This is a genomic window from Aquabacterium sp. T101 (assembly GCF_057219775.1).
Genome location: NZ_JBXVVZ010000001.1, coordinates 1,306,051 through 1,332,042, shown reverse-complemented (window position 1 = coordinate 1,332,042; position 25,992 = coordinate 1,306,051). Strand labels below are relative to the sequence as shown.

Genomic DNA, 25,992 nt, shown 5'->3' with positions numbered 1-25,992 from the left:
ACCATGCCGCTGAACACCCAACCCCACTTCCACGAACCCGGCCAGCGCCAGCGCTGGGCCTACACGCCCGGCGACGCCTTCTACGAGGCGCTGATCGCGGCGCACCAGGGCCTGAGCGACGCGCAGAGCGAACTGCTCAATGCGCGCCTGGTGCTGCTGCTGGCCAACCATGTCGGCGACCTGGCGGTGCTGCGCGAGGCGATCGCGCTGGCCCGAGGCGGCGTGGTGGCCGATGGCGCGGCCGGCGCAGGGGCCGGCGCAGGGGCCGGCGAAGGGGCGGCGCCGGCCGGTGCCTGACGGCTAGCGCGCGCCGAACTTCAGGCCGGCGAACAGCGTCTTGAGCTCGCGCGGCTGACTGCGCCAGAACTGCGGCGGGGCCGTCACCTGTGCGCCCAGCGCCGCGGCGGCATGCCAGGGCCAGCGCGGGTCGTAGAGCATCGCGCGCGCCAGCGCCACCGCGTCGGCCTGGCCCGACTCGACGATGGCCTGCGCCTGCTGCGGCTCGGTGATCAGGCCCACCGCGATGACCGGCAGCCCCACGGCCTGCCGGATGCGCGTGGCCAGACCGACCTGGTAGCCCGGGCCGAGCGGGATCTTCTGCTGCGGCGACACGCCACCGCTGGACACGTGGATGGCGGCGCAGCCGCGGGCCGCCAGCGCGCGCGAAAACTCGATCGTGGTGTCGATGTCCCAGCCGCTGCCCTCGACCCAGTCGGTGGCCGACACGCGCACCCACACCGGCCGGTCGGCCGGGAACGCGGCGCGCACCGCGTCGAACACTTCGAGCGGGAAGCGCATGCGGTGGGCGAGGCTGCCGCCGTAGGCGTCGTCGCGCCGGTTGGCGACGGGCGACAGGAACTGGTGCAGCAGGTAGCCGTGCGCGGCGTGGATCTCGATGCCCTGAAGCCCCAGGCGCGCGGCGCGGCGCGCCGCCTGCGCGAAGGCCTCGCGCACCCGGGCCAGCCCGGCGGCGTCGAGCGCGCGCGGGGCCTCCTCGCCGGCGATGTGCGCCAGCGCCGACGGCGCCTCGGCCGGCCAGGCGCCGGGCTCGGCCAGCGGGATCTGCGCGCCGCCGTGCCACGGCGCGCGGCTGCTGGCCTTGCGCCCGGCATGGCCGAGCTGGATCGCCAGTGGCATGCCGCTGCCGTGGGCGCGCACCGCGTCGAGCACGCGGCCGAGCGCCGCCTCGTTGGCGTCCGAGTACAGCCCGAGGCAGCCCGGCGTGATGCGGCCCGCGGCTTCCACCGCCGTGGCCTCCAGGATCAGCAGGCCCGCGCCGGACTGCGCCATCGTGCCGAGGTGGATCAGGTGCCAGTCGGTGGCCGAGCCGTCCTGCGCCGAGTACTGGCACATGGGGGCGATGACGATGCGGTTGGGCAGCGCGAGGGGGCCGAGGGCCCAGGGCGAGAACAGAGCGCTCATGCGGGACGGGTCGTTCAGTAGTGGATCGTGCCGGGGGTTCCCCCGCCGACGGCGATCGCGTCGCCGTTGATGGCGCGCGACAGCGGCGAGCACAGGAACGCCACCACGTGCGCCACCTCCGCCGCGTCCACCAGGTGGCGGATGCTGTTGGCGCCGGCCATGCGCGCCTCCATCTCCTGCGGCGTGAGGCCCTGCGCCGCGGCGCGCGCGGCCACCAGCCCCGGCGTGCGTTCGGTGCGCGTGGTGCCCGGGTGCACCACGGTGACGTTGATGCCCTGCGGCCCCAGCTCGTCGGCCAGGTTCTTGGTGAGGGCGGCCACGGCCACGTTGCGCATGCTGCCCACGGCGTGGCCGGTGGTGCGCGCGCCCAGGCCGCTGACGTTGACGATGCGGCCCCAGCCCGCGGCCTGCATGCCCGGCGCCACCTCGCGAGCGCAGCGCAGGTAGCCCATCACCTTGGTGTCCATCTCGGCGTGGAAGTAGCCGGTCTCGATCTGCGCCAGCTTCGGCGGCGCGGCGAAGCCCGCCGGCTCGGCCGCGGCATTGACCAGCACCTGGATCGGCCCACCGAGCCGGCGCACGGCGTCGGCCACGGCGGCGCGCACGGCGTCGTCGCTGCGCGTGTCGGCCACCACGCCGACGATGCGGCGGCCGCTGGCTGCGGCGATCTCGGCGGCGGCCGCGTCGAGCGTGGCGCGGTCGCGCGCCAGAAGCGCCACGTCGGCGCCTTCGGCGGCCAGCGCATGCGCGATGGCCTTGCCGATGCCGCGGCTGCCGCCGGTGACGAGGGCGCGCTTGCCGGTGAGTTGCAGGTCCATGGAAGCAGGGCGATTCGAAAGGGGGCCGACATCATCGCAGCCCCGGCGCCACAATGACCGCCATGGACCGACTCTTCTTCGCGATCGGCGCCGTCAGCGCCGGCCTCGGCGTGGCGCTCGGCGCCTTCGGCGCCCACGCGCTGAAGGCGCGCCTGACGCCCGACCTGCTGGCGGTGTGGGAGACCGGGGTGCGCTACCAGATCGTCCACGCCCTCGGCCTGCTGGCCGTGGCCTGGGCCGTGGGCCGCTGGCCCGGCAGCGCCGTCCACGCCAGCGGCTGGGCCTTCGTGGCCGGCACGGTGCTGTTCTCGGGCAGCCTGTACCTGCTGGCGCTGTCGGGCGTGCGCTGGCTCGGCGCGGTCACGCCACTGGGCGGCGTGGCCTGGATCGTGGGCTGGGGCCTGCTGGCCTGGGGCGCCGCCACGGCCCGCACCCCCTGAGGGGGCCTGCCCGCCGTCGTCGGGGCGCTGCCGCCGCGCGCACGGCCGGCCGGTGCGCTACGCTGTCCTCCCACCCGCAGGAGCCCGCCACCATGACCCCCACCGTCTCCCGCTGGCTGCGTCCGGTCGCAGCCCTGGTCCTGGCCCTCGCGGCCGCGTCGTCCCACGCCGCCGGCCCGGTCGCCGGGGGCCAGGCGCCCGGCTGGTACCGCATGCCGCTCGGCGCGTTCGAGGTCACCGCGCTGTCGGACGGTACCGTCGCCCTGCCGTGGGACAAGCTGCTCAACGGCTCGGCCGCGCGCATCCAGGCCGCGCTGCGCGCGCAGTACATGGGCACCTCGCCCTACGAGACCTCGGTCAACGGCTACCTCGTCAACACCGGCAGCAAGCTGGTGCTGATCGACGCCGGCGCGGCCGGCCTGTTCGGCCCCACGCTCGGCCGTCTCGTGAAACACCTCGAGGCGTCGGGCTACAAGCCCGAGCAGGTGGACGAGATCTACGTCACCCACCTGCATGCCGACCACGTGGCCGGCATCACCACGGCCGACGGCAAGCCGGTGTTCCCCAACGCCGTGGTGCGGCTGGACGCCAAGGAGGCCGCGTTCTGGCTCGACCCGGCCAACAAGGACAAGGCACCGGAGGCGCTGAAGTCGGCGTTCGACGGCGCGCTGATCTCGATGAAGCCCTACCTGGACTCGGGGCGCATGAAGACCTTCGAGTCCGCACCCGGCGGCGTGGAGCTGGTGCCGGGCATCCGCGCGCTGCCCACGCACGGCCACACCCCCGGCCACACCGTCTACCAGGTGCAGAGCAAGGGTGCCACGCTGGTGGTGTGGGGCGACCTGATGCACGTGGCCGCGGTGCAGTTCCCGCACCCGGACATCACCGTGGGCTTCGACTCGGACACGAAGGCCGCGCGTGCGCAGCGCCAGAAGGCCTATGCCGACGCGGCGAAGCAGGGCTACTACGCCGCGGTGGCCCACGTGTCCTTCCCGGGCATCGGCCGCCTGCGGCCCGACGGCAAGGGCTACCGCTGGCTGCCGGCCCACTACACGGCCAACCTGCCGGCGCCGGCGGGCAAGTAGGGTATCGTCGGGTCGCCGTACCCCCTCCCAGCTCCCCCAGGAAAGGCACGCGTGCCCCCGAAGCCCAACTACCAGTTCGAGAAGCGCCAGCGCGAGCTCGCCAAGAAGCGCAAGAAGGAAGAGAAGGCCCAGCGCAAGGCGTCGCAGCCCGACGGTGCGCCGGCCGACCCGGCCTCCGGCGAGGCGGGTGCCCCTGCGGCGCCGCCCGCGGACACGTCCGCGTCGTAGCCCGCGCCCGGCCCGCCGCCGGCCCCGGGCGCGCACGCGACGCCCGACGGGGCGCTATGCTTCGCCCCCCTTGATCCGGCGCCGCCCCGCGCGTGCCGGCAAGCCCCTCGCGCAGCGCATGGCCGGCATCCACATCACCGACATCGAGCGCGCCATCAACTGGTGGCGCGAACGCTCGCCGTCGCCCGACGGCATCACCGCCTGCGCCGAGGTGCGCGCGCTGGCCGAGGTGTATGCGCTGATGGTGTACTACCGCGAGAGCGAGTGCGACGAGGACACGCTGCCCGCGCGGGCGCGAGACGCGTGGCTGGGCTGGTACGCCAGCACGCCCGACGCGCCCTGCATCGCCATCTGCTCCACCGCGCAGGGCGACCCGGTGTGCAAGGGCTGCGGGCGCACCGAGGGCGAGGTGCAGCACTGGCCCCTGCTGAGCCCGGGCGAGAAGCGCGCCGTGTGGCGCCGCATCACGATGCAGAACACGGCCTGGCGCTTCAACCGCTATGCCGAGCGTGCGAGGCTGGCCACTGGCGTCGACCATCCGGGCCCGGAGGCCTTCGCCGACATCGCCCCGCGGGCCGAGAGCCGTCCGCCGGAGCGCGGATGACCGGGCGCGCCCGGCAGTGGCGCGCCGACGTGGCGCGCATCGTGCCGCTGGCGTGGCCGGTGTTCGCCGGGCAGGTGGCGATGGTGCTGTTCGCCACGGTCGACACGGTGCTGGTGGCGCGCCACTCGGCCACCGACCTGGCCGCGCTGGCGGTGGGCGCGGCGGCCTACATCACGGTGTTCATCGGCCTGATGGGCGTGGTGCTGGCGGTGGCGCCGATCGTCGGCCAGCTCTACGGCGCACGCCGGCTGGAAGCCGCCGGCGACCAGCTGCACCAGGCCGTGTGGCTGGCGCTCGGCCTGTCGCTGCCCGGCTGCCTGGCGCTGGCGCTGCCGGGCCCGTTCATCGCGCTGTCCGGCGCGTCGGCGGAGGTGGCCGAACGCCTGCGCGGCTACCTGCTGGCGCTGGCCTTCGCGCTGCCCGCCGGCCTGCTGTTCGCGGCCTACCGCGGCTTCAACAACGCCGTGTCGCGGCCCAAGGCCGTGATGGCGCTGCAGCTGGCGGGCCTGGGCCTGAAGCTGCCGCTGGCCGCGCTGCTGGTGCATGGCGCCGGGCCGGTGCCGGCGCTGGGCGTGGTGGGCTGCGGCGTGTCCACCGCGATCGTGATGTGGCTGCTGGCGCTGATCGCGTGGCAGGTGATGCGGCGCGATCCGTTCTACGGGCCGTTCGCGATCTTCGGCCACGGGCTGCGCCCGCCGCACCGGCCCGCGCTGGCGGCGCAGCTGCGCCTGGGGCTGCCGATGGGCGGGTCGATCCTGATCGAGGTGACCGGCTTCGCGTCGATGGCGTTCTTCATCTCGCGCTTCGGCGCCACGCCGGTGGCCGGGCACCAGATCGCGGCCAACATGGTGTCGCTGCTGTTCATGGTGCCGATGGCGCTGGGCAATGCCACCAGCACGCTGGCGGCGCAGTCGGTCGGCGCGGGCGCGCTGCGCGACGCCCGGCGCGTGGCCTGGCACGGCATGGAGTTCGCGGCGCTGGTGGCGCTGGCGCTGGGCGCGGCGCTGTTCGTGCTGCGCGAGGAGGTGGTGCGCCTGTACACCGGCAACGAGGTCATCGTCGCCGCGGCGCTGCCGCTGCTGGCCTGGGTGGCGCTGTTCCACTTCGTCGACGCGATGCAGATCGTGTCCGCGCTGGTGCTGCGCGCCTGGCGCATCGCCACCGCGCCGCTGTTCATCTATGCCACGTCGCTGTGGGGCGTGGGCATGGGCGGCGGCTACGCGCTGGCCTTCAACCTGGGCGGCGGCGTGCCCGCCGCGCTGCACGGTGCGCGCGGCTTCTGGATCGCGTCCACGGCCGGGCTGGCCTGTGCCGCCACGGGGCTGACGCTGCTGCTGGCGTGGGTGCTGCGCCGGCAGCGGGCGCAGGAAGCGGCGGCCTGAGCGCCTTGGCCTGGCGCGGCGTGCCGCGCTAGGCCGCGGGCAGGCCGAGCACGAAGCAGCTGCCGCCGCCGGGCTGCGGCTCGCAGCGCACGCTGCCGCCGTGGCGCTGCGCGATCTGGCGCACCAGGGCGAGGCCCAGGCCGACGCCGCCCTCGCGCTCGGCATGGCCGGGCAGGCGGAAGAAGGGCTCGAAGATGCGTTCGCGCAGCGCCTCGGGCACGCCCGGGCCGCGGTCGCAAACGCGCAGTTCCACCATCGCGCCCTGCCGCAGCGCCTGCAGCGTGATGTCGGCCGCGGGCTCGGCGTCGGCCGCTGCCCCGGTGCCCTCGCGCGCGGGGGCCACGCCGTAGCGGCGCGCGTTCTCCAGCAGGTTGCGCAGCGCGCGGCGCAGCAGGCGCTCGTCGCCGTCCACGGTGAGCTGCGTGTCGGTGGCCTGCAGCTCCGCGCCGACGCGTGCGGCCTCCTCGGCGGCCAGCGACACCAGGTCCACCGGCAGCGGGGTGAAGCTGCCGGCCTGCGCGTCCAGGCGGCTGGCCAGCAGCACCTCCTCGACCAGCGCGTCCAGCTCGGCGATGTTGGTGCGCACCTCGGCAGCCAGGCGCTCGCGCTGGGCGGGCGACTCGGCGTCCTCCATCAGCGACAGCGCCATCTTCATGCGCGCCAGCGGCGAGCGCAGTTCGTGGCTCGCGTTGGCCAGCAGGTTCTTGTGCGACGCCACCAGCGCCTCGATGCGCTCGGCGGCGAGGTTGAAGCTGGCCGCCACCGCGGCCACCTCGTCGCGGCCGGACGTGTCCACGCGCTGGCCGAGCGCGCCCGCGCCGAAGCGCTCCACGCCCTGCTTGAGGCTTTCCAGGCGCCGCGTCAGCCGCCGCACCACCGGGTAGGCACCGGCCGCCACGGCGATGAACAGCACCACCAGCAGCGCCAGCAGCCCGGTGCCCCGGGCCCACGGCGGCGCGGCGATGCCCAGCGGCGGCGGGTTGCGATTGGGGTTGCGCAGGCCCTGCACCGGGCCGCGCAGCACCCACAGCGTGCGGCCGTCGTCCAGGCGCACGGCCATGCCGCGCGGCGCGCCGGGCATCATCGACTGGCGCTGGGTGTAGAGCTCGCTCTCGGCGATGCGCTCGCCGCGCGAGTCGTCCAGGGCGATCGGCAGGCGCAGCCGCGCCGCCCATTCGCGCAACGCGTCGGCCTGCTCCTCGGGCGGCGCGTCGGCTGCCGGCAGCGATCGCTGGATCAGCTCGGCCCAGGCGCCCACGCGCTCGGTGACCTGCGCGTCGAGCCGGCCGCGCTCGGCCTCCACCTGGCGCTGGAACAGCCAGCCCGAGCCCAGCGCGAACAGCGCCAGCACCACCACCACCGTGACGTAGATGCGCAGGTAGAGCGACTTCATTCGTCGCTGTCGGTGTCCTGGCGCTTGGCGAAGATGTAGCCCGCGCCGCGCACCGTGAGCACGCGCTTGGGCGTCTTGGGGTCGTCCTCGATGGCGGCGCGGATGCGCGACACGTGCACGTCGATCGAGCGGTCGAATGCCTCCATCGGGTGGCCCCGCAGGGAGTCCATGATCTGGTCGCGCGACAGCACCCGTCCGGCGCTCTGCGCCAGCACGGCCAGCAGCTCGAACTGGTGGCTGGTGAGGTCGCAGCGCTTGCCGTCCAGCCGCGCCTCGCGCGCGCCGAGGTCCACCTCGAGGCGGCCGAAGGCCAGCACGTCGTCGGCGCCGGCGGCGGGCTGCGCGCGGCGCAACAGCGCCTTCACGCGCGCCAGCAGTTCGCGCGGCTCGAAGGGCTTGCCCAGGTAGTCGTCGGCGCCGAGTTCGAGACCGACGATGCGGTCCATCGGTTCGCCGCGCGCGGTGAGCATCAGCAGCGGCAGGCGGCGTGTGCGCGGGTCGGCGCGCAGCCGGCGCGTGAAGTCGAGGCCGTCGCCGTCGGGCAGCATCAGGTCCAGCAGCAGGGCGTCGAAGTGGCCGGCAGCCAGGCGCTCGTGGCCGGCGGCCAGCGTGGGCGCGGTCTCGACGTCGTACCCGGCGCCGCGCAGGTAGTCGCCCACCATGGCGGTCAGTCGCGCGTCGTCGTCGATCAGCAGCAGCTTGGCGTTGGGTGTCACGGCAGGGGCGTTACGCAAAAGGGCCCCGGCGCCTTTCGGGGCCGGGGCAAGCTCCTGGAACGAAGGATAGCGGTTCAAGCCGGCGCCGGATCAGGGCTTGGCCGGGGCCTCGAGCGCGCGGCGCTCCTGCATGTGGCGCTGCATCATGTCGTGGCGCTTGGTCATGCGCTCGGCCAGCTGCTTGCGCTGCTCGGGCGTCAGCACGCGGCTGGCCTCCACCATGGCCTGGGTCATGCGCCGCGAGGCCTGGTCGTGCTGCTGCATCTTGCGCGCCCGCAGGGCTTCCACGGCGTTGGCGTCCACGGTCGGCGCGGTGAACAGCTTCATCATCTCGTCGCGGCTGGCGCGGCCCGCCTCGCGCTGCGCCTTCATGTCGGCCATCGCGCGCTCGGCGATCTGCTTGATCTGGGTGCGCTGCTCGGCGGTGGCGTTGACGCTGTCGAGCATGCGCTCGAGGCCGCGCCCGCCCATCATCATGCCCATGCCGGGGCCGCCGTCGTGCATTCGATGGCCACCGGGCTGGGCCCAGGCCGACAGGGTGACGGTGCTCAGCAGGGCCACCAGCAGGGCGGCGCCGGCCAGGCGGGCGCCGCGGGGCGCGAGGAATCGGGAGGCGGAGGTCTGGGTGCTCATGTCGGAGTCCTTTGCGGATGGGATGTGCAAAGGATGCGCCGCGCTCGTCACGCGCGTGCCAACCGGGGGTAAAGCTGCGTAAAGGGGTGGCGCCCCCACACGCGGCCCCGCCGCGTGCAGCGGCTCAGCGCGGCGGGCGGGCCACGGCGGCGCCGGCCGGCTCGATGCGCACCAGCGTGCGCCGGAACGAGAACTCCGGGTGGGCGCTCTTCAGCTCCAGCCGCAGCAGCACGCCGCTGCGACGGTCCACCACCATGACCCCGTCGAGCCGGGTACTGACGTCGGCGTCGGCGACGTCGCCGAACAGTTCGATCACCGCCGCGTCGAACGGGCGGCCCAGTCCCGCCGTCTGCACACCCTGGGCGATGACCTGGCCGCGAACGCGGCCGCGCACCTCGCCGTCGCCGGCCACGAGGTCGCCCGACACCACCTGGCCCAGCGGCAGGTCCGGCAGCAGCAGGCGGCGCCACTGCACCCAGCCCGTGGCGTCGGACGGCTGCGGCAGGTTGCCGAAGGGGTCCTGGCGCCAGCGCGGCGCGCCGGCCCCGCCGGGCGGATCGAGCGCGAACTCGAGGCCGTCGCGGCGCAGGCTCAGCAGGCGCAGCCCCAGTTCGCGCGCCGGCCCGCCGCGGGCGGCGCGTTCCTCGTAGACCAGCCGCTCACCCTGCGCCACCGGCAGGCGCGCGGCGCGTTCGGCCGACAGTTCCGTCGGGGCCGGCGGGCATCCGCGCGCCGCCTGGGCTGCGCGTAGGGCCTCGTCGCGGCCCTTCAGGCGGGACAGTTCCAACGCGTCCGGGCCGGTGGGGCGCATGGCCAGCAGGGCGGGCCAGAACACGGTGACGCCCATGCCCAGGGCGACGATGTTGGTGCCCGAGCGCTCGTCGAGCGCATAGGCCACCTGGGTGGCCCGCAGGCGGGTGCGGTCGGTCTCGTCGTACAGCGCATTGCAGTCCAGCGCCGAGAAGGTCGCGGCGTCCACCTTCTCGGCCGGCACGTCCTGCGAGCGGGTGGCGCAGCCGGCGGCCAGCATCAGGGCAAGCAGGGCCGCGGGCAGGGCGGGCCGGGGGGCGGGCGTCACGGGGCGGGGCATGGTCGCCTCGATTGTGCCGTCAGCGGCGATGGGCTCGTCATGGCGCCCGGCCGACTTGATCGTAAATGCAGATTGACATATAGAAGCGTAAATGCAAGATTACGCGTGCCGGTGCCGGGCGGTACCAGCGAAGTACCCGCGTGCGGGTTGCGCACGAAGAAAACCCCCTCAAGGAGGGTCCATGTCAGACAGCAAGTCGGATCCCAACAAGGTGTGGCCCACCGGACTGACCACCGCCGAGTCGGAGGAAATCCATCGCCATCTCATCCAGGGAACCCAGATCTTCGGCTTCATCGCCGTGCTGGCGCACCTGTTCGCCTACATCTATTCGCCGTGGCTGAAGTAAGGCCGGAGGACCAACCATGATCTACGGAAAGCTCTGGTGCGTCGTCAAGCCGTCGGTCGGCATCCCGCTGTTCCTGGGGGCCGTCGCGGTGAGTTCGTTCGCCGTCCACCTGACCCTGCTGCGTCACGCTCCGTGGCTGCAGAACTTCGTCGCCGGCAAGCCCGCGGTGGTGGCCACTGCGCCCGCGGACGCCGGAGGTGCCGCACCCGCGGCGCCTGCGCCGAAGAAGTAGGCCCGGCAGCAGGCCGCGCGTTGGTGCGCGGGCCGGCAGCATCGCTGTTGCCGACCCGGTGCACGAGCGCGCCTCGGCCGACGCTGCACCCCGTTTTCGTCGTGCCCCTGACCCGCACCCCGATGTCATGAGTTCGCTCACGCGCAACCTGATCGGCCGGTGGGCCAACCTGGGCCCGCGTTTCCTGCCCTTCGCCGACGTCGCCACGCCGGACCTGCCCCTGCCGCGCCTGTTGCGGCTGTCGCTGTTCCAGGTCTCCGTCGGCATGGCCCTGGTGCTGCTCGTGGGCACGCTCAACCGCGTGATGATCGTCGAGCTGCACGTGCCCGCCACCCTGGTGGCGGTGATGGTGGCGCTGCCGGTGCTGTATGCGCCGCTGCGCGCCCTGGTGGGCTTCCGCTCCGATACGCACCGCTCGGCCCTGGGCTGGCGCCGCGTGCCCTTCATCTGGATGGGCACGCTGATGCAGTTCGGCGGGTTCGCCGTGATGCCGTTCGCCCTGCTCGTGCTGTCCGGCGGCGGCGACGCTGCGAGCTGGCCGGCCTGGGTGGGCCAGGCCGGTGCCGGCCTGTGCTTCCTGATGGTGGGCGCCGGGCTGCACACCACGCAGACCGCCGGTCTTGCCCTGGCCACCGACCTGGCCCCAGAGTCCGCGCGGCCACGCATGGTCGGCCTGATGTACGTGATGCTGCTGGCCGGCACCATCGTCAGCGCCTTTGTCTTCGGCGCGTTCCTGCGCGACTTCTCCCCCGGGCGCCTGGTGCAGGTGCTGCAGGCGGCGGCGCTGGCCACGATGGTGCTCAACGCCGTGGCGCTGTGGAAACAGGAGACACGCCGTCCCGACCGCGGCCGCGCGCCGCCCCGGCCCGCCGAGGCCGGCTTCCGGCAGGCCTGGCGCGAGCACGTGGCGCAGCCGGGCGTGCGTCCGCGGCTCGTGGCCATCGCGCTGGGCACGGTGGCCTTCGGCATGCAGGACGTGCTGCTCGAACCCTATGGCGGGCAGGTGCTGGGCATGGGCGTGGGCGCCACCACGTGGCTCACCGCCACGCTGGCCACGGGCGGGCTGGCCGGGTTCTGGCTCGCGTCGGTGGTGCTGGCCCGCGGCACGGACGCGGCGCGCATGGCCACGGCCGGTGCCTGGGTCGGGCTGCCGGCCTTTGCGGCCGTGCTGAGCGCCTCGGCCACGCTGTCGGTGCCGATGTTCTCGCTGGGCGTGCTGCTCATCGGCTTCGGTGCCGGACTGTTCAGCCATGGCACGCTCACCCTCACGATGAACGGTGCGCCGGCCGGGCAGGCCGGGCTGGCGCTGGGCGCCTGGGGCGCGGTGCAGGCCACCGCCGCCGGCGCCGCCGTGGCGGCCGGCGGGCTCGGCCGCGACCTGGTGCAGGCGGCGGCCAGCCGCGGCTGGCTGGGCGAGTCGCTCGCCGGCCCGGCCACCGGCTATGCTGCCGTCTACGCCGTCGAGATCCTCCTGCTCGTGGCCACCCTGGTGGCGCTGCGGGCCCTGGCCGTGCCCCCCGGCACGCCGACTTCCCACCGACAACTCTGGAGCGCGCCTTGAAGGTCTATCAGATCATTTTCATCCTCTGGGCCGTCGTGTTCGCGTTCTGGCTCGTGCGCCAGTTCGCCGAGCACAACAAGCGCAAGGGCGACGGCAAGTAGGCCGGCGGCCCTGGCCGCTCCGGCCGGTCTGACCGTCAGTCCGACGGCCAGAGCCGGTCGATCGCCGCGCCGACCATGAGCGCGCTGATCACCGCGCCGTTGAGCGCGGCCAGCGCGCCGATGCCCGGCCCGCCGATCTGCACGCCGAAGCCGAAGCTGTACCAGGCCCCCGCGGCCATCGCCGCGCCGTGGGCCCCCCACGAGACCAGGCCACGCACCCGGGCGGCCAGGCTGCGGCCCGGATGACGCGGGCTGAGGAAGGTGTCAGTGGACATCGCCGGGCTCCTTGGCGGGTGAGGCGGCGCCGTCGCCGGCGTCGCGGGATTCCTGCTTGCGCTTCTCGCGCTTCTCGCGTTCCAGCCGCAGGTCGCGGAACTGCCACCAGGCGAAGGCCAGCGCACCCCCGAACACGAGCAGCACCTCGACGACGATCAGCGGCAGGTGGTTCACGACGAGACCATGCCGACGCGCTGGCGCTCGGCCTGGCGCTCGAACAGCGCGATCATGCGCAGCGTGCGCTGGTAGAACGTTCGCTGCGGCAGTTCGGAGCCGGCCGCCGCGTCGACGAGAAAGCGCACCGCCGGCAGCGGCGCGCTGGCGGCGCCCGCGTCGATCGGATGGCCCGGCGCCACCAGCAGCGCACCACAGCCGCGGGCCAGCAGTGCCAGCTTGCGGCCCGTGCGCACGACGGTGCGGGTGTGCACCGAGTCGTGGCCCGCGGCGGCCAGTGCGCGGCCGATCTCGGCATACACGAGGCGGGCCGTCTGGATGGCCGGGCGGCAGGCGCGCGGCAGCGAGATCACGCCGCACTCGCCGCGTGCGTACAGGCGGTCGGCCTCGGCGAGCAGGCGCTGCACCACGGCGGCGATGCGCCCGTCGAACACCGGATCGGCGAGCCAGGCGTCGGGGTCCAGGCCGGCCTCGCGCATCCAGGCGCGCGGCAGGTAAAGGCGGCCGCGGCGGGCGTCCTCGCCCACGTCGCGCGCGATGTTGGTCAGCTGCATCGCCACGCCCAGCTCGCAGGCCCGGGCCAGCGCGGTGGCGTCGCGCGTCTCCATCACCAGCGCCATCATCGCGCCCACCGTGCCGGCCACGCGCGCGGCGTAGTCGTGCACGTCCTCCAGCGTCTCGTAGGTGCGGCCCTCGGCGTCCCAGGCGAAGCCTTCGAGCAGGGCTTCCAGCAGTGTGCGCGGCAGGCTGGCGTCGCGCACCACGGCGGCCAGCGCGCGGTCGGCCAACTCGGGCTGCGGCGCGCCGGCATACACCGCGTCCAGGCGCTGACGCAGCTGCGACAGGGCCGCCTCGGGCGACTCGCTCAGGTCCACCGCGTCGTCGGCGACGCGGCAGAAGGCGTACAGCGCGCTGGCGGGCGCGCGCACGCGCTGCGGCAGCGCCAGCGACGCGAGGAAGAAGCTTTTCGAGCCGCCGCGCATCAGCGTGCGGCAGGCCTGCAGCTCGACGGCGTTCATCGGGACGCTCCGGTGGGGTTGGCGAACGCGGACACGGGGGGCAGCACGGACTCCAGCGCCTTGGCCGACATCAGCACGCCGGGGATGCCGGCGCCCGGGTGCGTGCCGGCGCCCACGAGGTACAGGCCGGGCAGGTCCTCGCTGCGGTTGTGCGGGCGGAACCAGGCGCTCTGCAGCAGCAGCGGCTCCAGGCCGAAGGCCGCGCCCTTGTGCGACAGCAGTCGGTCCTGGAAGTCCAGGGGCGTCATCGTGCGCGACACCATCACGTGCTTCGCGAAGCCGGGCAGCATCGTGGCGTCCAGGCGTTTCTCGATCGCGCGCCGGTACAGCGGGGCCTGAGTGCGCCAGTCGGTGCCGCTGTCTAGGTGCGGCACTGGCGACAGCGCGTAGAACGTGTCGCAGCCGGGCGGCGCCATCGATGCGTCGCTGGCGGTCGGGCGGTGCAGGTAGAGGCTGAAGTCCTCGGCGAGGTGGTGGCGCTTGAAGATGTCGTGCAGCAGGCCCTCGTAGCGCGGGCCGAGCACCATGGTGTGGTGCGGCACGGCGTCGTAGCGGCGGTCCAGCCCGAAGTACCAGACGAACAGGCTCATCGAGTAGCGCGCGCGGTCGAGCTTGCGGTCGGTCCAGACGCGGCGGTGCTCCGGCGCGACCAGGTTGCGGTAGGTCCAGGCGGTGTCGGCGTTGCTGACCACGATGTCGGCGTCGATGCGTTCGCCGTTGTCCAGCACCACGCCGCGCGCGCGGCCGCCGTCCACCCGCACCTGCTTCACGCCCGCGTTGCAGCGCAGCTCCACGCCCAGGCTCTGCGCCAGCCGGGCCAGGCCGGTGACCAGTGCGTTGGTGCCGCCCATCGCCCAGTGCACGCCATAGCGCCGCTCGAGCAGGTTGATCAGGCTGTAGGTGGAGGTCACCGACGACGGGTTGCCGCCGATCAGCAGCGGATGGAAGCTGAACACCACGCGCAACTTCGGGTCGCGGAAGTAGCCCGCCACCATCGTGCGCATCGTGCGCCACGAGCGCATCTTGATCAGCGCCGGTACGGCGGCCACGAGGTCGCCCAGCGAGTCGAACGCGGTGGCGCCGAGCTCTTCGAAGCCGATGCGGTAGCAGCGCTCGGCCGCCGCCATGAAGCGCTCGTAGCCGGGCAGGTCGGCCGGGCAGATGCGCGCCACCTCGGCACGCATGTGCGCCGGGTCGCCGTTGTAGTCGAAGTGGCTGCCGTCGTCGAAGCGGATGCGGTAGAACGGGTCGAGCGAGCGCAGCGTCACGTCGTCGGCCAGGCGCCGGCCGGCCATCGACCACAGTTCCTCGAACAGGTGCGGTACGGTGACGATGGTGGGGCCGGCGTCGAAGGTGTAGCCGCCCTCGCGGAACACGTAGGCGCGGCCGCCGGGCGCGTCGAGCTTCTCCAGCACCTTGACGCGCCAGCCGCGGCAGGCCAGGCGCACCGCAGCCGCCAGGCCGCCGAAGCCGGCGCCGATGACCACCGCGGTGGGGGCGCCGTCGCGGGCGAGCAGCACGGGAGCGGGGTCGGGCTTCATGGCAGCGTGGGCGAGGGTTCGCCCTGTCGCAGCGCCCAGCGCCACAGGGCGACGGGCGACATCGGGGTGATCATCAGCAGGTGCTCCACCAGGGCCAGCACCAGCATCGAGGCCACCAGCAGCAGTCCGGTGCGCTGCGCACCGCTGCCCGCCAGGGCCGCACCGATCATCGACGCGGCCACGGCCGTGCCGACGATCAGCGACACCGGCAGCAGCGCATTGATGCGGCGGTGCCGGAAGTAGCTGCCGAGGTACACCAGGTGCGGCGGCAGGAACTCCTCGCCGCGGTTGCGCACGCCGAGGAACAGGTTGAGCTTGGCCGACAGCCGCATGATCCACAGCAGGCCGAAGGTCCACAGCGCCACCTGGTTCGGGCCGCCCCAGGTGAGCGCGGCGATCACCAGCGCCATCGCGATGATGGCCAGCTCGTGCCACAGGATCGCCTGCACCGCCTCGTTGAACCGCGTCGGCCCGTGGCCGGGCGCGCTGCAGGCGTCCTTGCGTGGACCGGTCAGCCAGCCGGTGAGGAAGGCCAGTTCGTGCCAGCCCCAGGCCAGCACGGCGCAGGTGAACGCCGCGTAGGCGCCCGCCACCGTGGTGTTGTCGGCGCTGCGCGCGATGCACACCAGGGCGCCGACGGCGATCACGGTGGACGTGGCGAGGCTCCAGCGGAAGGTGCCGCGCGGCAGTCCGTCGAGCAGCATCACGATGCCCGTGCCGAACCACCACACGAACAGCGCGAAGACCGGGGGCAGCAGGAAGTCCATGGGCGTTCCGTCAGGCCCCGGGTTGTGGCCCGGCGGGCATGACGTCCCCCCGAGGGGACCCGGGCGAAGCGGGCCGGGGGCTCACGGTCACCATGCCGGAGCGACGCGCATCTGCGCGGGCAGGTCGTGGCGCTTGACCGGCAGCGTGTACAGCCGCGCGAAGGCGACGACCGCCGCCGCCGCCCAGCCGGCCTGCCTGACCAGGCCCACCACGCCGCCGCGCGCCTTGGCGGCGGCCACGCCGTTGCTGCATTCGAGCAGGCGCTTCAGGCCGGCACGGAAGCGGTCGCTGCGCGTGTCCAGCGAGATCGGGAACACCTGGCGGCTGATCTCGGTGGTGATGTCGAACACCCGGTGGTCGTACTCGTCCGGGTCGATCCCCATCGCCACGTGCAGCATCGGCCGCGTGTGGTCGCGCACGTACATCGTGGCGTACACCGCCAGCAGGAAGAAGCGCACCCACAGCAGGTTGGGGCCGCGCAGCAGGTGCGGGTTGGCGCGCATGATCAGCGCGAACGACTCGCCGTGGCGGAATTCGTCGTTGCACCAGCGCTCGAACCAGCGAAAGATCGGGTGGAAGCGCTTGTCCGGATGCCGCTCGAGCTGGCGGTAGATGGTGATGTAGCGCGCGTAGCCGATCTTCTCGGACAGGTAGGTCGCGTAGAAGATGTACTTGGGCTTGAAGTAGGTGTAGTGCTTGGTGGCCTTGAGGTTGGCCAGGTCCACGCCCAGGCCGTAGTCGCGCAGCGCCGCGTTGATGAAGTTCGCGTGACGCGACTCGTCGCGCGTCAGGTAGGTCATCAGCTGCTTGATGTCCGGGTTGTCGACGTGCTTGCGGATCTCGTTGTAGAGCACGCAGCCCGAGTACTCGCTGGTGATCGAGCTGACGAGGAAGTCCAGGAACTCCTGCTGCAACTCGGGCGGCAGCTGGCGGATCTCGTCCTTGAAGGACGCGTCGCGCTGGAAGTGGTCGTGGTTGTTGTCGCCCTCGTACTCGGCGAGCATCTCGTCCCATTCCTTGCGCACCGGGCTCATGTCGAGCCGGTCCATCGCCTTGTAGTCGGTGGTGTAGAAGCGCGGGCTGATCAGCGTCTTGGCCTTGGCGCGCTCCATCACGTCGTCGCGGCTCTCGATGGCGGGCACGGTCATGGTCATGGTCTGGCCTCCTGGGCGGTGGGCGGCGCGATCCAGCGGGCGAACACCGCCGCGTTGGTCGGACCGAAGGATTCGAGATCGATGCGTCGCCCGGTGGCCGGGTCGACGAGGGTCAGGCGGCCGTCGGCGCGCGCCAGCAGGGACAGCGGGGCGCTGTCGTCCAGCCCGTGGCGACGGCGCTCGCGGGCCATGCCGCGCAGGGTGCCGCGCAGGAAACCCTGCTCGCCCTGCATCACGTCCAGCGTGCGGCCGCTGCGCGCGTCCACCACGGCGATGCCGCCGTCGGGCCGATCGACGAAGCGCAGCGAGCGCTCGACCACGGTGACGGCGTCGGGTTCGGTCGTGTCCAGACCCGACAGCCGTGCGGCGCCGATGGCCAGCACCGTGGCGGCCAGCGCCAGGGCGCCGACCAGCAGCGCGCGGCGCGGGATGATGTCGGGGCTGGCGGCCTGCATGTTGGTGGAGGGCTTGCGCCTATCGGCCCATGAGCACGGCGCGGCCCTGCAGCGAACCCTGCGCGGGGCCGGGACGGGCCGGTGCCCCCTGGCTGGCCAGCGCCTGCTGGCCGTTGGCCGCCGACCAGGCCTGCGCCAGCAGTGCCGCCACGTGCGGCGCATCGGGCAGGGCGCGCAGCATCGGCTGCGTGCGGCGCACGCGCCAGGGGCGCACATGCGGCCACAGGTGCAGCCATGCGATGCGCGTGCCGCGTTCTAGCGTGAGCGCGATGTCGCCGCAGCCGCTGCCGACGTCGGCGCGGTCGGCGCTTTCGATGCGCACCAGGGGCAGGTTGTAGGCCACGGTAAGCACGATGCCGATGCGCATCACGATGCGGCGGTCGGTGAGCGTGTAGACGGTGGTGCGGGCCGTCAGCCAGCCCAGCAGCGCCAGCAGGCCCAGGCCCAGCGCGGCCAGCGGGGCCAGCCAGGCCAGTGCGCGCAGGGCGTCGCCGAGGCTGCCGCCGTCATGCAGCGCGGTGGCCACGCGCCAGGCGAGCATCGCCGCGAAGTACACGGCCACCTTGTTGAAGTGGAACACGCGCCGGGTGATCACGCGCCAGTCGGGCATGCCCTGCCACAGCAGCCGCTCGCCTTCGGGCAGGCGCTCGGGCAGGCCGTGCTGGGGCTCGAACTCGTGCTCGTGGACGGGGCGCGGTGCGTTCATCGGCTTGCTCCGGTCAGATCAGCGGCTCGGCGCGGCCCGGCTCGGCGTACAGCGTGCCCGCGCCGTAGTAGGCGGTGATCATTTCCTCCTCGAGGAAGGTGACCTGCCCGGGCGTCTTCGGCGCCGGCACACCGGCGAACTGGCCGGCCACCAGCGCATGCACCGTCACGCCGTCCTGGCGCTGGCGCGCGAAGGTCACGGGCACCAGCACGCGGCGCGTGCCGCCGCCGTCCACCGGCACCTCGGCCTCAAGGTAGCGGAACATCATCTCGCTGCGGTCGATCCACAGGTCGCGCACCGTGCCGGCCTCGTCGCCGTGGGCGTCGAACAGCGGCTTGCCGCGCGGGTCGGGGTCGTGCGGGCTAACGCCGTGATCGGGCAGCGTCGACAGCGGCACGATCTTGGGCAGGCCGTGATGGTCGAGGTCGGGCACGTCGGGGCGCAGCGCGTAGGCGCCGGGCCCCACGCCCGCGGTCAGCGGGTTGCCCACCGGCTCGATCGGCGAGCCGGCCGAGCGGTAGACGCGCTCGCCGCGCGTCTCGGGCTCGCGGTCGTCCGGGCGCGGCACCACGACCTCGCGGCCGTTGTCCAGCAGGTAGGTCTTGGGCTCCGGCGCGCGCGGCCAGCCTTCCATCGTGATGCCGCGGTCGTTGTCCATCGGGTAGCCCTCCCGGTGGTTCTCGCGGATCAGGTAGTAGATGAGGCCGAAGAAGAAGATCCAGAACAGGTACAGGACGATCTGCGCGACGTCGATGTACGAGGTGATGGCGCCTGTGCCCATGGTGTGGCTCCTTGTTGGCGGGGACTCAGCCCGGCAGCTCGGCCAGGCCGAGACGGGGCGGATGGCCGGGCACGGCGTCGGACCGTGCGTCGGTGGAAAGCGGTCGGCGTGCGCGGCCGACCAGCGGCCCGAGCGCGATGAGCGTGGCGAACAGCAGGCCCAGCTCGAGGTGGTAGACGGTGGCGTAGCCGGTGGCGGGGTGCTGCAGCGCCTCGCCCAGGGCGCCCGACGCCGACAGGTGCGACACCACGTCGCGCAGCGCGCCGCCCAGGGCGACCGCGACGCCGGCGCAGGTGGCCTGCACGGCGCCCCAGGCACCGAGCACCAGGCCGTTCATGCCGTGGCCCTGCAGGCCCATCGCGGCGCTCAGCGTGCCCACCGAGAACAGGCCGCCACCGAAGCCGATCAGCGCGGTGCCGGCGCGGAACAGGTTCGGCGCTTCCAGCGGCTCGGCGAAGATCACGGCCGAGAACCCCGCCAGCCCGAACAGCACGCCGACCGCGGCCACGCGATACGGATCGCCACCACGCGCCAGCGTGCGCGCCGCAGCGCCGAAGGCAAGCAAGGCGCCGCCGGCCATCAGCGCGGTGAGCTGCGTCGTCGCGCCCACGCCCAGGTGCAGGATCTCGCCGCCGTAGGGCTCGAGGATCACGTCCTGCATGTTGAAGGCCAGGGTGCCCATGCCGATCATCACCAGGAAGCGGCGCACGTGCGGCTGGGCCTGCGTGAAACGCTGCCAGTGCACTGCGAACGGCTCGCGCGGCGTGGTCGCGCGGGCGCGCTGGCGGTCGCGCGGCTCCTGCTTCCACAGGGCCACGAAGTTCAGCAGCACGCAGGCCACCGCCGAGCCCTGCACCACCTGCACCAGGCGCGTGTGGGTGTAGTCGGTCAGCAGCAGGCCGTAGACGATGCCGGCGCCGACCATGCCCACCAGCAGCATCACGTAGAGCAGGGCCACCACGCGCGGCCGGGTGTCCTCGGGGGCGAGGTCGCTGGCCAGCGCCAGGCCGGCGGTCTGGCTGGTCTGCAGGCCGGCGCCGGCGAGCAGGAACGCCAGCGCGGCCGCGCCGTGGCCGGCCCATTGCTGCACGGCGGTCTCTCCGGTGAGCAGGATCAGCGAGAACGGCATGATCGCCAGCCCGCCGAACAGCATCAGCGTGCCGAACCAGATGAAGGGCACGCGGCGCCAGCCGAGGAAGCTGCGGTGCTGGTCCGAGCGCAGGCCGATCAGCGCGCGGAAGGGCGCCACCAGCAGCGGCAGCGCGACCATCAGCGCCACCAGCCAGGCCGCGACGCCCAGCTCGACGATCATCACGCGGTTGAGGGTGCCCACCATCAGGGCCGTGACCAGGCCCACCGCCACCTGGAACAGCGACAGCCGCATCAGCCGCGCCAGCGGCAGCTCGGGCGACGCCGCGTCGGCGAACGGCAGCCAGCGCTCGGGCACGCGCATCCAGTCGATGCGCAGCATCAGGCCCTTGCGCTGGATGAAGCCGCTCATCGGGCGCGGTTCAGCTCGAGGGCCTGCGAGGTGTAGAACCCGCTGGCCACGCGTTCGGTGCGGCCCGGCTGCCACAGCGCGAAGCCGTCGTCGGTGGCCAGCATGCGGCGCAGCGCGCTTTCGGCCACCGGCTCGATCGCCGGCGCGCGGTCGCCGCGCGGGAACAGCCGCCCCACCGTGTGCATCGCGCGCAGCAGCGGGTTGCTGGGCGCGAAGGTGAACAGCAGCGAGCCCTGCGGCGACGGGACGCGCCGCGCCCAGCCCTGCAGCACGCGCACCGCGTCCTCGGCGTTGTAGTGGATCAGCGAGTCCATCGCGACGACGTGGTCGAACTCGCCGAGCGACTCGTCGGTGAAGTCGCCACTGCGGAAGTCGATGCGGCCACCATGGTCGAACACGTCGAGGTTCTGCGCGACGCGGCGCTGCGCCACGTCCACCAGGGCCGGCGACAGGTCGATCGCCACCACGTGGGCGCCGCGGCGCGCGGCCGCCATCGCCAGCGCCCCGGTGCCGCAGCCGGCGTCGAGGATGCGCAGGCCGTGCAGGTCCGCCGGCAGCCACGACAGCAGCGTGTCGCGCATGCGGTCGCGGCCGGCGCGCACGGTGGCGCGGATGCGGCCCACCGGCGCCGTCGACGTGAGCTGCTCCCAGGCCCGCATCGCGGTGCGGTCGAAGTAGTGCTCGATCTGGCCGCGGCGGGCCTCGAAGGTGTCGTTGCGGGCGGGGTTCATCAGTCGAATCCGAGGAGGTCGAAGATCTCGCGGTCCTTCAGCGCCTGCGGCGCCACCGGGTCGGTGCCGGCCCACAGCTGGGCCGCAAGCCGCAGGTACTCCTCCTGCACCGCGAGCAGTTCGGGCGAGTCCTCCAGCTCGAACAGCGTGGCCTTCTTGAGCCGGCTCCTGCGGATCACGTCGAGCTGGGGGAAGCGGGCCATCGTCTTCAGGCCGACGCGTTCGTTGAACTTGTCGATCTGGTCGGTGGCGTCGGAGCGGTTGGCGATCACGCCGCCCAGGCGCACGTTGTAGTTCTTCGCCTTGGCGCCGATGGCCTGCACGATGCGGTTCATCGCGAAGATGGAGTCGAAGTCGTTGGCGGTGACGATCAGCGCCCGGTCGGCGTGCTGCAGTGGGGCCGCGAAGCCGCCGCACACCACGTCGCCCAGCACGTCGAAGATCACCACGTCGGTGTCCTCGAGCAGGTGGTGTTCCTTGAGCAGCTTGACCGTCTGGCCGACGACGTAGCCGCCGCAGCCGGTGCCCGCGGGCGGCCCGCCGGCCTCGACGCACATCACGCCGTTGTAGCCCGGGAACACGAAGTCCTCGGGCCGCAGCTCCTCGGCATGGAAGTCCACCGTCTCCAGGATGTCGATCACGGTGGGCACCAGGCGCTTGGTCAGCGTGAAGGTGCTGTCGTGCTTGGGATCGCAGCCGATCTGCAGCACGCGCTTGCCGAGCTTGCTGAAGGCCACGCTGAGGTTGGAGCTGGTGGTGCTCTTGCCGATGCCGCCCTTGCCGTAGACGGCGAACACCTTGGCGGTGCCGATCTTCAGGTTCGGATCGAGCTGCACCTGCACGCTGCCCTCGCCGTCGGGCGGGCGGGGGCCGGCGCGGGAGCCGGCGCGCCTGAGTTCGCTCAGGGGCACGGAGACGATGTCGTTCATGCGGCAGCCTTTTCGTAAACGCCCTCGAGGCGGTCTTCCAGTTCCTCGCCCGCCCTCTGCAGGGCCTCGAGCGTCTTGTCATCGGGCTGCCAGTACTGGCGCCGATGGGCTTCCAACAGCCGGTGGGCCACGCGGGCCGACGCGGTCGGGTTGAGCTGGGCCAGGCGCTCGCGCATGGCCGGGTCGAGCACGAAGGTCTCGGTGAGCTGCTGGTACACCCAGGGCTGCACCTGCCCGGTGGTGGCCGACCAGCCCATGGTGTTGGTCAGGTGCACCTCGATCTGGCGCACGCCCTCGTAGCCGTGCTCGAGCATGCTCTCGTACCACTTGGGGTTGAGCATGCGGGTGCGCGTTTCCAGCGCCACCTGCTCGTCGAGCGTGCGCACGGTGCCGCCGCCGATGCCGTCGTTGGTCTGGTCGCCGATGTAGACCGGCGCCACGCGGGCCTCGCTGCCCTGCAGCTCGGTCTTGGCGCGCTTGACGGCGCGGCTGATGCCGCCGAGCGTGTCGAAGTAGGTGTCGATCGTGGTCACGCCCAGCTCGACCGAGTCGAGGTTCTGGTAGGCCAGTTCCACCTGCGACAGCACGCTCTTCAGCAGCTCGGCGCGCTGCACCGGGCGCCCGCTGCGGCCGTAGGCGAAGCCCTTGCGGCGCGAGTAGGTCTCGGCCAGCTCGTCCTCGTCGTCCCAGCGCGCGTTGTCGATCATCAGGTTGACGTTGGCGCCATAGGCGCCCTCGGCATTGCCGAACACGCGCAGCGCCGCGGTCTCCAGGTCGCCGCCATGCTGCGCCAGGTAGGCCAGCGCATGCTTGCGCACGAAGTTCTGTTCCGGCGGCTCGTCGGCCTGCGCGGCCAGGAAGGCCGCCTCGGCCAGCAGCTTCACCTGCAGCGGCAGCAGGTCGCGGAAGATGCCCGACAGCGTGATCACCACGTCCACCCGCGGCCGGCCCAGTTCGGCCAGCGGCTGCAGTTCGGCGCCGGCGAGACGGCCGTAGCTGTCGAAGCGCGGCTTGGCGCCCATGAGCGCCAGCGCCTGGGCGATCGGGCCGCCCTCGGTCTTGAGGTTGTCGGTGCCCCACAGCACCAGCGCGACCGTCTCGGGCAGCGCATGGCCGTCCTGCATGTGGCGGTCCAGCAGGCGCTGCGCCTGGCGCGCGCCGTCGCGCACCGCGTAGGCGCTGGGGATGCGGAAGGGGTCGAAGCCGTGCAGGTTGCGCCCGGTGGGCAGCACCGACGGCGTGCGCAGCAGGTCGCCGCCGGGGGCGGGCCGCACGTAGCCGGCATCCAGCGCATGGATCAGGCCGGGGAGCTCATGGTCGGTGGCGAGCAGGCGGTCGTGGTGGGCCAGGTCCTCGAGCAGCGTGCGGCGGGCGGCCTGCTCGTCGGCGCTGCCGGCGGCACCGGTCCTGGCGGCCAGGGCCTGCGGCGACTGACCGTCCACCAGGGCCTGCATCGTGGCGCGCTCCAGGCGCTGGCCGTGCGAGGCCTCGGCCAGCGACATCAGCAGGTCCACGCGCTGGGCGGCGCTGGGCACGGCGCCCACCACGTGCAGGCCATGCGGGATCAGCGCGTACTCCAGCTCCAGCACCTGCTCCGACAGCCGGGCCACCTGGGCGCCGGCGTCCGCGGCCCAGGCCGGCTGCGCCGGGGCGAGATCCAGCGCGGCGGCCTGGGCCTGGATCATCTGGCCCAGCTCGCCGCGCTCGCGCTCGGCTTCGGGTTCGAGGCTGCGGAAGCGCTCGATCGCGGCCTTGAGGTCCACGAGCCCCTTGTAGAGGCCGGCCTGCGAGGTGGGCGGCGTCAGGTAGCTGATCAGCGTGGCCGCCGCGCGTCGTTTGGCGACCGTGCCTTCGCTCGGGTTGTTGCTGGCGTAGAGATAGAAGTTCGGCAGGTCGCCGATCAGGCGGTCGGGCCAGCAGCTGGCGGTCATGCCGTTCTGCTTGCCGGGCATGAACTCGAGCGCGCCGTGGGTGCCGAAGTGCAGCACCGCATGGGCGCCGAAGTCCTCGCGGATCCAGCGGTAGAAGGCCGAGAAGGCATGCGTGGGCGCGAAGCCCTTCTCGAACAGCAGGCGCATCGGGTCGCCTTCGTAGCCCATGCCCGGCTGGATGCCGACGAAGACATTGCCGAAGCGCTCGCCCAGCACGTGGATCGAGGCGCCGTCGCTTTGCAGCCGGCCCGGCGCCGGGCCCCACTGCGCCTCGATCTGGCGCAGCCAGCGCTCGCGGCGCACATGGTCGGCCACCGGCACGCGCGCATGCACGTTGGCCAGGGCGCCCAGGCGCTCGGCGTTGCCCTGGACCACGGCGTGGCGCAGCGCGTCCACGCTGGCGGGCATGTCGATCGAGTAGCCCTCGCGCTGCATCGCGGCCAGGGTGTTGTAGAGCGACTCGAACACCGACAGGAAGGCCGCGGTGCCGGTGGCCCCCGCGTTGGGCGGGAAGTTGAACACCACCAGCGCCACCTTGCGCTCGGCGCGCTGCGAACGGCGCAGCGCCACGAGGCGGCCCAGGCGCGCGGCCAGCATGTCGGCACGGTCGGGGCAGCTGAACATGTCGTGCCCGGCCTCGGCCGGCGCATCGTTCGAGGCCGGTGCCTGGAAGGTGCAGGCGCGCTCGCAGCCGGTGCAGGCCACGTGGGCGGCATTGCCGCGGCCGCCGAAGACCATCGAGCCGGTGGCGCCGTCCAGTTCGGGGATCGCCACCATCATCGTGGCTTCCACCGGCAGCAGGCCGCGCTCGGAGCCGCCCCACTGGTCCAGGCTCTGGAACTCCACCGGGGTCACGGCGACGTAGGGCACGTCGAGCCGGCCCAGGATCTCCTCGGCGGCGCGGGCGTCGTTGTAGGCCGGGCCGCCGACGAGCGAGAAGCCGGTGAGCGACACCACCGCGTCCACCACCGGGCGGCCGTGGTCGAAGAAGAAGCGCTCCATCGCGGGGCGGGCGTCCAGGCCGGTGGCGAACACCGGCAGCACGCGCAGGCCGCGCGCTTCCAGCGCGGTGATCACGCCGTCGTAGTGGGCCGCGTTGCCGGCCAGCAGGTACGAGCGCAGCAGCAGCACGCCGACCGTGCCCTGGGCGCCGCGCGTGGCGCAGTCGGGCAGGTCGGACGCCTGCTCGGACAGGCGCGGTTCCATGCGCGGGTGGTAGACGCCCAGCTCGGGGTACTCCACCGGCTCGAGCGTGCGGACCAGGCCGCGCAGGCCCTTGCGCGGGCCGTCGGCATAGCGGTCGACCAGGAAGTGCACGAGACGGCCGACGTTGGCCTCGCTGCCGGCCAGCCAGTACTGCAGCGTCAGGAAGTAGGCCCGCACGTCCTGCGCGGCACCGGGAATGAAGCGCAGGATCTTCGGCAGCCGGCGCAGCATGCGCATCTGCTTCTCGCCGGCGCTGGCCTTGGCGGCGTTGTCGGCCCGGTTGTCGGCGGTCTCGCTGGCCTTGCCGCGCAGCTTCTTCAGCAGCGCCATCAGGCCGCTGGCCGGGGCCGACATGTCGAACTTGCCCATGCGGGTGAGCTTGCTCACCTCGCCGGCGCTCATGGCGCAGACCATCGCGTCGCAGTGGTCGCGGCGCGCCCGCAGCACCGGCAGCAGCGGCTGGAAGTGGTCTTCCATGAACAGCATCGTCACGATGACGATGTCGCCCTGCAGGATGTCGGCCTTGCAGCGCTCGAGCGCCCGCTCGTCGTTGCTCCACTCGTCGGCGGCGTGCGTGGTGAACACCAGGCCGGGCAGCTGGCGCGCCAGGCTGCGCCCGGCACGGCGCGCGGCGCTGGCCAGGTGGCTGTCCATCGTGACGAGCACCACGCGCATCGGCGTGGCGCCGGCCTGCGCGTCGCGAGTGCGCGTGCCGCCCTTGGCGCCGGCGGCGGCGCCGGGCAGCGTCAGGGTGGCGGCCGCCACCGTG

Annotated in this window: 28 protein-coding genes; 9 read left to right on the top strand and 19 right to left on the bottom strand. The window is 73.1% G+C overall.

Annotated elements, in window-relative coordinates; all coding sequences use genetic code 11:
- Window positions 1-3: 3 nt before the first annotated feature.
- Window positions 4-297: a DUF2783 domain-containing protein gene (locus tag AC2EAQ_RS06325; RefSeq protein ID WP_484640978.1), complete on the top strand. Its 294-nt coding sequence runs from the start codon at window positions 4-6 to the stop codon at window positions 295-297.
- Window positions 298-300: 3 nt separating this feature from the next.
- On the opposite strand, the gene AC2EAQ_RS06320 is transcribed toward AC2EAQ_RS06325, so the two are convergent.
- Both AC2EAQ_RS06320 and AC2EAQ_RS06315 read right to left on the bottom strand, forming a co-directional pair.
- A complete protein-coding gene (locus tag AC2EAQ_RS06320; RefSeq protein ID WP_484640977.1) occupies window positions 301-1,422 on the bottom strand; it encodes an NADH:flavin oxidoreductase/NADH oxidase in 1,122 nt (373 codons plus the stop codon).
- 14 nt (window positions 1,423-1,436) lie between these two features.
- Window positions 1,437-2,240 (bottom strand): SDR family NAD(P)-dependent oxidoreductase, encoded by an 804-nt coding sequence (locus tag AC2EAQ_RS06315; RefSeq protein WP_484640976.1) that lies wholly within the window; start codon window positions 2,238-2,240, stop codon window positions 1,437-1,439.
- A gap of 62 nt (window positions 2,241-2,302) precedes the next feature.
- Between AC2EAQ_RS06315 and AC2EAQ_RS06310 the strand changes: the two genes are divergently transcribed.
- The 5 genes from AC2EAQ_RS06310 (at window position 2,303) to AC2EAQ_RS06290 (ending at window position 5,979) form a co-directional block, all read left to right on the top strand.
- Window positions 2,303-2,680: a DUF423 domain-containing protein gene (locus AC2EAQ_RS06310; RefSeq protein WP_484640975.1), complete on the top strand. Its 378-nt coding sequence runs from the start codon at window positions 2,303-2,305 to the stop codon at window positions 2,678-2,680.
- A 92-nt stretch (window positions 2,681-2,772) separates the two neighbouring features.
- The gene (locus tag AC2EAQ_RS06305; protein ID WP_484640974.1) at window positions 2,773-3,765 is read left to right on the top strand and encodes an MBL fold metallo-hydrolase; all 993 of its coding nucleotides are present in this window, start codon (window positions 2,773-2,775) and stop codon (window positions 3,763-3,765) included.
- A 51-nt stretch (window positions 3,766-3,816) separates the two neighbouring features.
- Window positions 3,817-3,993 carry a hypothetical protein gene (locus AC2EAQ_RS06300; RefSeq protein ID WP_484640973.1) on the top strand — a complete coding sequence of 59 codons (177 nt, stop codon included), beginning with the start codon at window positions 3,817-3,819 and terminating at the stop codon, window positions 3,991-3,993.
- Window positions 3,994-4,111: 118 nt separating this feature from the next.
- Window positions 4,112-4,597, top strand: coding sequence for a DUF3717 domain-containing protein (locus AC2EAQ_RS06295; RefSeq protein WP_484641184.1), 486 nt, complete (start codon window positions 4,112-4,114; stop codon window positions 4,595-4,597).
- Entirely contained in the window at window positions 4,594-5,979 is a 1,386-nt protein-coding gene (locus AC2EAQ_RS06290; protein ID WP_484640972.1) for an MATE family efflux transporter, read from the top strand. The genes AC2EAQ_RS06295 and AC2EAQ_RS06290 overlap by 4 nt, the downstream gene beginning before the upstream one ends.
- 28 nt (window positions 5,980-6,007) lie before the next feature.
- On the opposite strand, the gene AC2EAQ_RS06285 is transcribed toward AC2EAQ_RS06290, so the two are convergent.
- The 4 genes from AC2EAQ_RS06285 to AC2EAQ_RS06270 all read right to left on the bottom strand — a co-directional run bounded on the left by AC2EAQ_RS06285 (window position 6,008) and on the right by AC2EAQ_RS06270 (window position 9,811).
- Entirely contained in the window at window positions 6,008-7,372 is a 1,365-nt protein-coding gene (locus AC2EAQ_RS06285; RefSeq protein WP_484640971.1) for a HAMP domain-containing sensor histidine kinase, read from the bottom strand.
- The gene (locus tag AC2EAQ_RS06280) at window positions 7,369-8,088 is read right to left on the bottom strand and encodes a response regulator (protein WP_484640970.1); all 720 of its coding nucleotides are present in this window, start codon (window positions 8,086-8,088) and stop codon (window positions 7,369-7,371) included. The genes AC2EAQ_RS06285 and AC2EAQ_RS06280 overlap by 4 nt, the downstream gene beginning before the upstream one ends.
- A 90-nt stretch (window positions 8,089-8,178) precedes the next feature.
- Window positions 8,179-8,721 (bottom strand): Spy/CpxP family protein refolding chaperone, encoded by a 543-nt coding sequence (locus tag AC2EAQ_RS06275; protein WP_484640969.1) that lies wholly within the window; start codon window positions 8,719-8,721, stop codon window positions 8,179-8,181.
- A 124-nt stretch (window positions 8,722-8,845) separates the two neighbouring features.
- Window positions 8,846-9,811: a hypothetical protein gene (locus AC2EAQ_RS06270; protein WP_484640968.1), complete on the bottom strand. Its 966-nt coding sequence runs from the start codon at window positions 9,809-9,811 to the stop codon at window positions 8,846-8,848.
- Between the two features lie 181 nt (window positions 9,812-9,992).
- Between AC2EAQ_RS06270 and pufB the strand changes: the two genes are divergently transcribed.
- The 3 genes from pufB to AC2EAQ_RS06255 all read left to right on the top strand — a co-directional run bounded on the left by pufB (window position 9,993) and on the right by AC2EAQ_RS06255 (window position 11,950).
- Window positions 9,993-10,157, top strand: a complete 165-nt coding sequence (gene pufB / locus AC2EAQ_RS06265; RefSeq protein ID WP_484640967.1) for a light-harvesting antenna LH1, beta subunit — start codon at window positions 9,993-9,995, stop codon at window positions 10,155-10,157.
- Window positions 10,158-10,173: 16 nt separating this feature from the next.
- A complete protein-coding gene (locus AC2EAQ_RS06260) occupies window positions 10,174-10,389 on the top strand; it encodes a light-harvesting protein (RefSeq protein WP_484640966.1) in 216 nt (71 codons plus the stop codon).
- Window positions 10,390-10,516: 127 nt separating this feature from the next.
- Complete coding sequence (locus AC2EAQ_RS06255; RefSeq protein ID WP_484640965.1) at window positions 10,517-11,950, top strand: PucC family protein; 1,434 nt, start codon at window positions 10,517-10,519, stop codon at window positions 11,948-11,950.
- Between the two features lie 136 nt (window positions 11,951-12,086).
- Here AC2EAQ_RS06255 and AC2EAQ_RS06250 read toward each other — a convergent pair whose 3' ends face one another.
- The 13 genes from AC2EAQ_RS06250 to AC2EAQ_RS06190 all read right to left on the bottom strand — a co-directional run bounded on the left by AC2EAQ_RS06250 (window position 12,087) and on the right by AC2EAQ_RS06190 (window position 25,988).
- On the bottom strand, window positions 12,087-12,326 hold the full coding sequence (locus tag AC2EAQ_RS06250; protein ID WP_484640964.1) for a hypothetical protein: 240 nt from the start codon (window positions 12,324-12,326) through the stop codon (window positions 12,087-12,089).
- Entirely contained in the window at window positions 12,316-12,501 is a 186-nt protein-coding gene (locus tag AC2EAQ_RS06245; RefSeq protein ID WP_484640963.1) for a hypothetical protein, read from the bottom strand. Before AC2EAQ_RS06245 ends, AC2EAQ_RS06250 begins: the two co-directional genes overlap by 11 nt.
- Window positions 12,498-13,520, bottom strand: a complete 1,023-nt coding sequence (locus tag AC2EAQ_RS06240) for a phytoene/squalene synthase family protein (RefSeq protein ID WP_484640962.1) — start codon at window positions 13,518-13,520, stop codon at window positions 12,498-12,500. The genes AC2EAQ_RS06245 and AC2EAQ_RS06240 overlap by 4 nt, the downstream gene beginning before the upstream one ends.
- Window positions 13,517-15,061: a phytoene desaturase family protein gene (crtI, locus tag AC2EAQ_RS06235; protein ID WP_484640961.1), complete on the bottom strand. Its 1,545-nt coding sequence runs from the start codon at window positions 15,059-15,061 to the stop codon at window positions 13,517-13,519. Before crtI ends, AC2EAQ_RS06240 begins: the two co-directional genes overlap by 4 nt.
- Complete coding sequence (gene puhE / locus AC2EAQ_RS06230) at window positions 15,058-15,828, bottom strand: putative photosynthetic complex assembly protein PuhE (RefSeq protein WP_484640960.1); 771 nt, start codon at window positions 15,826-15,828, stop codon at window positions 15,058-15,060. Before puhE ends, crtI begins: the two co-directional genes overlap by 4 nt.
- A gap of 87 nt (window positions 15,829-15,915) precedes the next feature.
- On the bottom strand, window positions 15,916-16,983 hold the full coding sequence (gene acsF, locus AC2EAQ_RS06225; RefSeq protein ID WP_484640959.1) for a magnesium-protoporphyrin IX monomethyl ester (oxidative) cyclase: 1,068 nt from the start codon (window positions 16,981-16,983) through the stop codon (window positions 15,916-15,918).
- The gene (gene puhC / locus AC2EAQ_RS06220; protein WP_484640958.1) at window positions 16,980-17,438 is read right to left on the bottom strand and encodes a photosynthetic complex assembly protein PuhC; all 459 of its coding nucleotides are present in this window, start codon (window positions 17,436-17,438) and stop codon (window positions 16,980-16,982) included. Before puhC ends, acsF begins: the two co-directional genes overlap by 4 nt.
- Window positions 17,439-17,457: 19 nt before the next feature.
- Entirely contained in the window at window positions 17,458-18,144 is a 687-nt protein-coding gene (gene puhB, locus AC2EAQ_RS06215; protein WP_484640957.1) for a photosynthetic complex putative assembly protein PuhB, read from the bottom strand.
- Between the two features lie 13 nt (window positions 18,145-18,157).
- Window positions 18,158-18,925 carry a photosynthetic reaction center subunit H gene (puhA, locus tag AC2EAQ_RS06210; RefSeq protein ID WP_484640956.1) on the bottom strand — a complete coding sequence of 256 codons (768 nt, stop codon included), beginning with the start codon at window positions 18,923-18,925 and terminating at the stop codon, window positions 18,158-18,160.
- A gap of 25 nt (window positions 18,926-18,950) precedes the next feature.
- Window positions 18,951-20,426 carry a BCD family MFS transporter gene (locus AC2EAQ_RS06205; protein ID WP_484640955.1) on the bottom strand — a complete coding sequence of 492 codons (1,476 nt, stop codon included), beginning with the start codon at window positions 20,424-20,426 and terminating at the stop codon, window positions 18,951-18,953.
- Window positions 20,423-21,157 carry a magnesium protoporphyrin IX methyltransferase gene (gene bchM, locus AC2EAQ_RS06200; RefSeq protein ID WP_484640954.1) on the bottom strand — a complete coding sequence of 245 codons (735 nt, stop codon included), beginning with the start codon at window positions 21,155-21,157 and terminating at the stop codon, window positions 20,423-20,425. The genes AC2EAQ_RS06205 and bchM overlap by 4 nt, the downstream gene beginning before the upstream one ends.
- On the bottom strand, window positions 21,157-22,086 hold the full coding sequence (gene bchL / locus AC2EAQ_RS06195) for a ferredoxin:protochlorophyllide reductase (ATP-dependent) iron-sulfur ATP-binding protein (protein ID WP_484640953.1): 930 nt from the start codon (window positions 22,084-22,086) through the stop codon (window positions 21,157-21,159). The genes bchM and bchL overlap by 1 nt, the downstream gene beginning before the upstream one ends.
- Window positions 22,083-25,988 carry a magnesium chelatase subunit H gene (locus AC2EAQ_RS06190; protein WP_484640952.1) on the bottom strand — a complete coding sequence of 1,302 codons (3,906 nt, stop codon included), beginning with the start codon at window positions 25,986-25,988 and terminating at the stop codon, window positions 22,083-22,085. The genes bchL and AC2EAQ_RS06190 overlap by 4 nt, the downstream gene beginning before the upstream one ends.
- Between the last annotated feature and the right edge of the window lie 4 nt (window positions 25,989-25,992).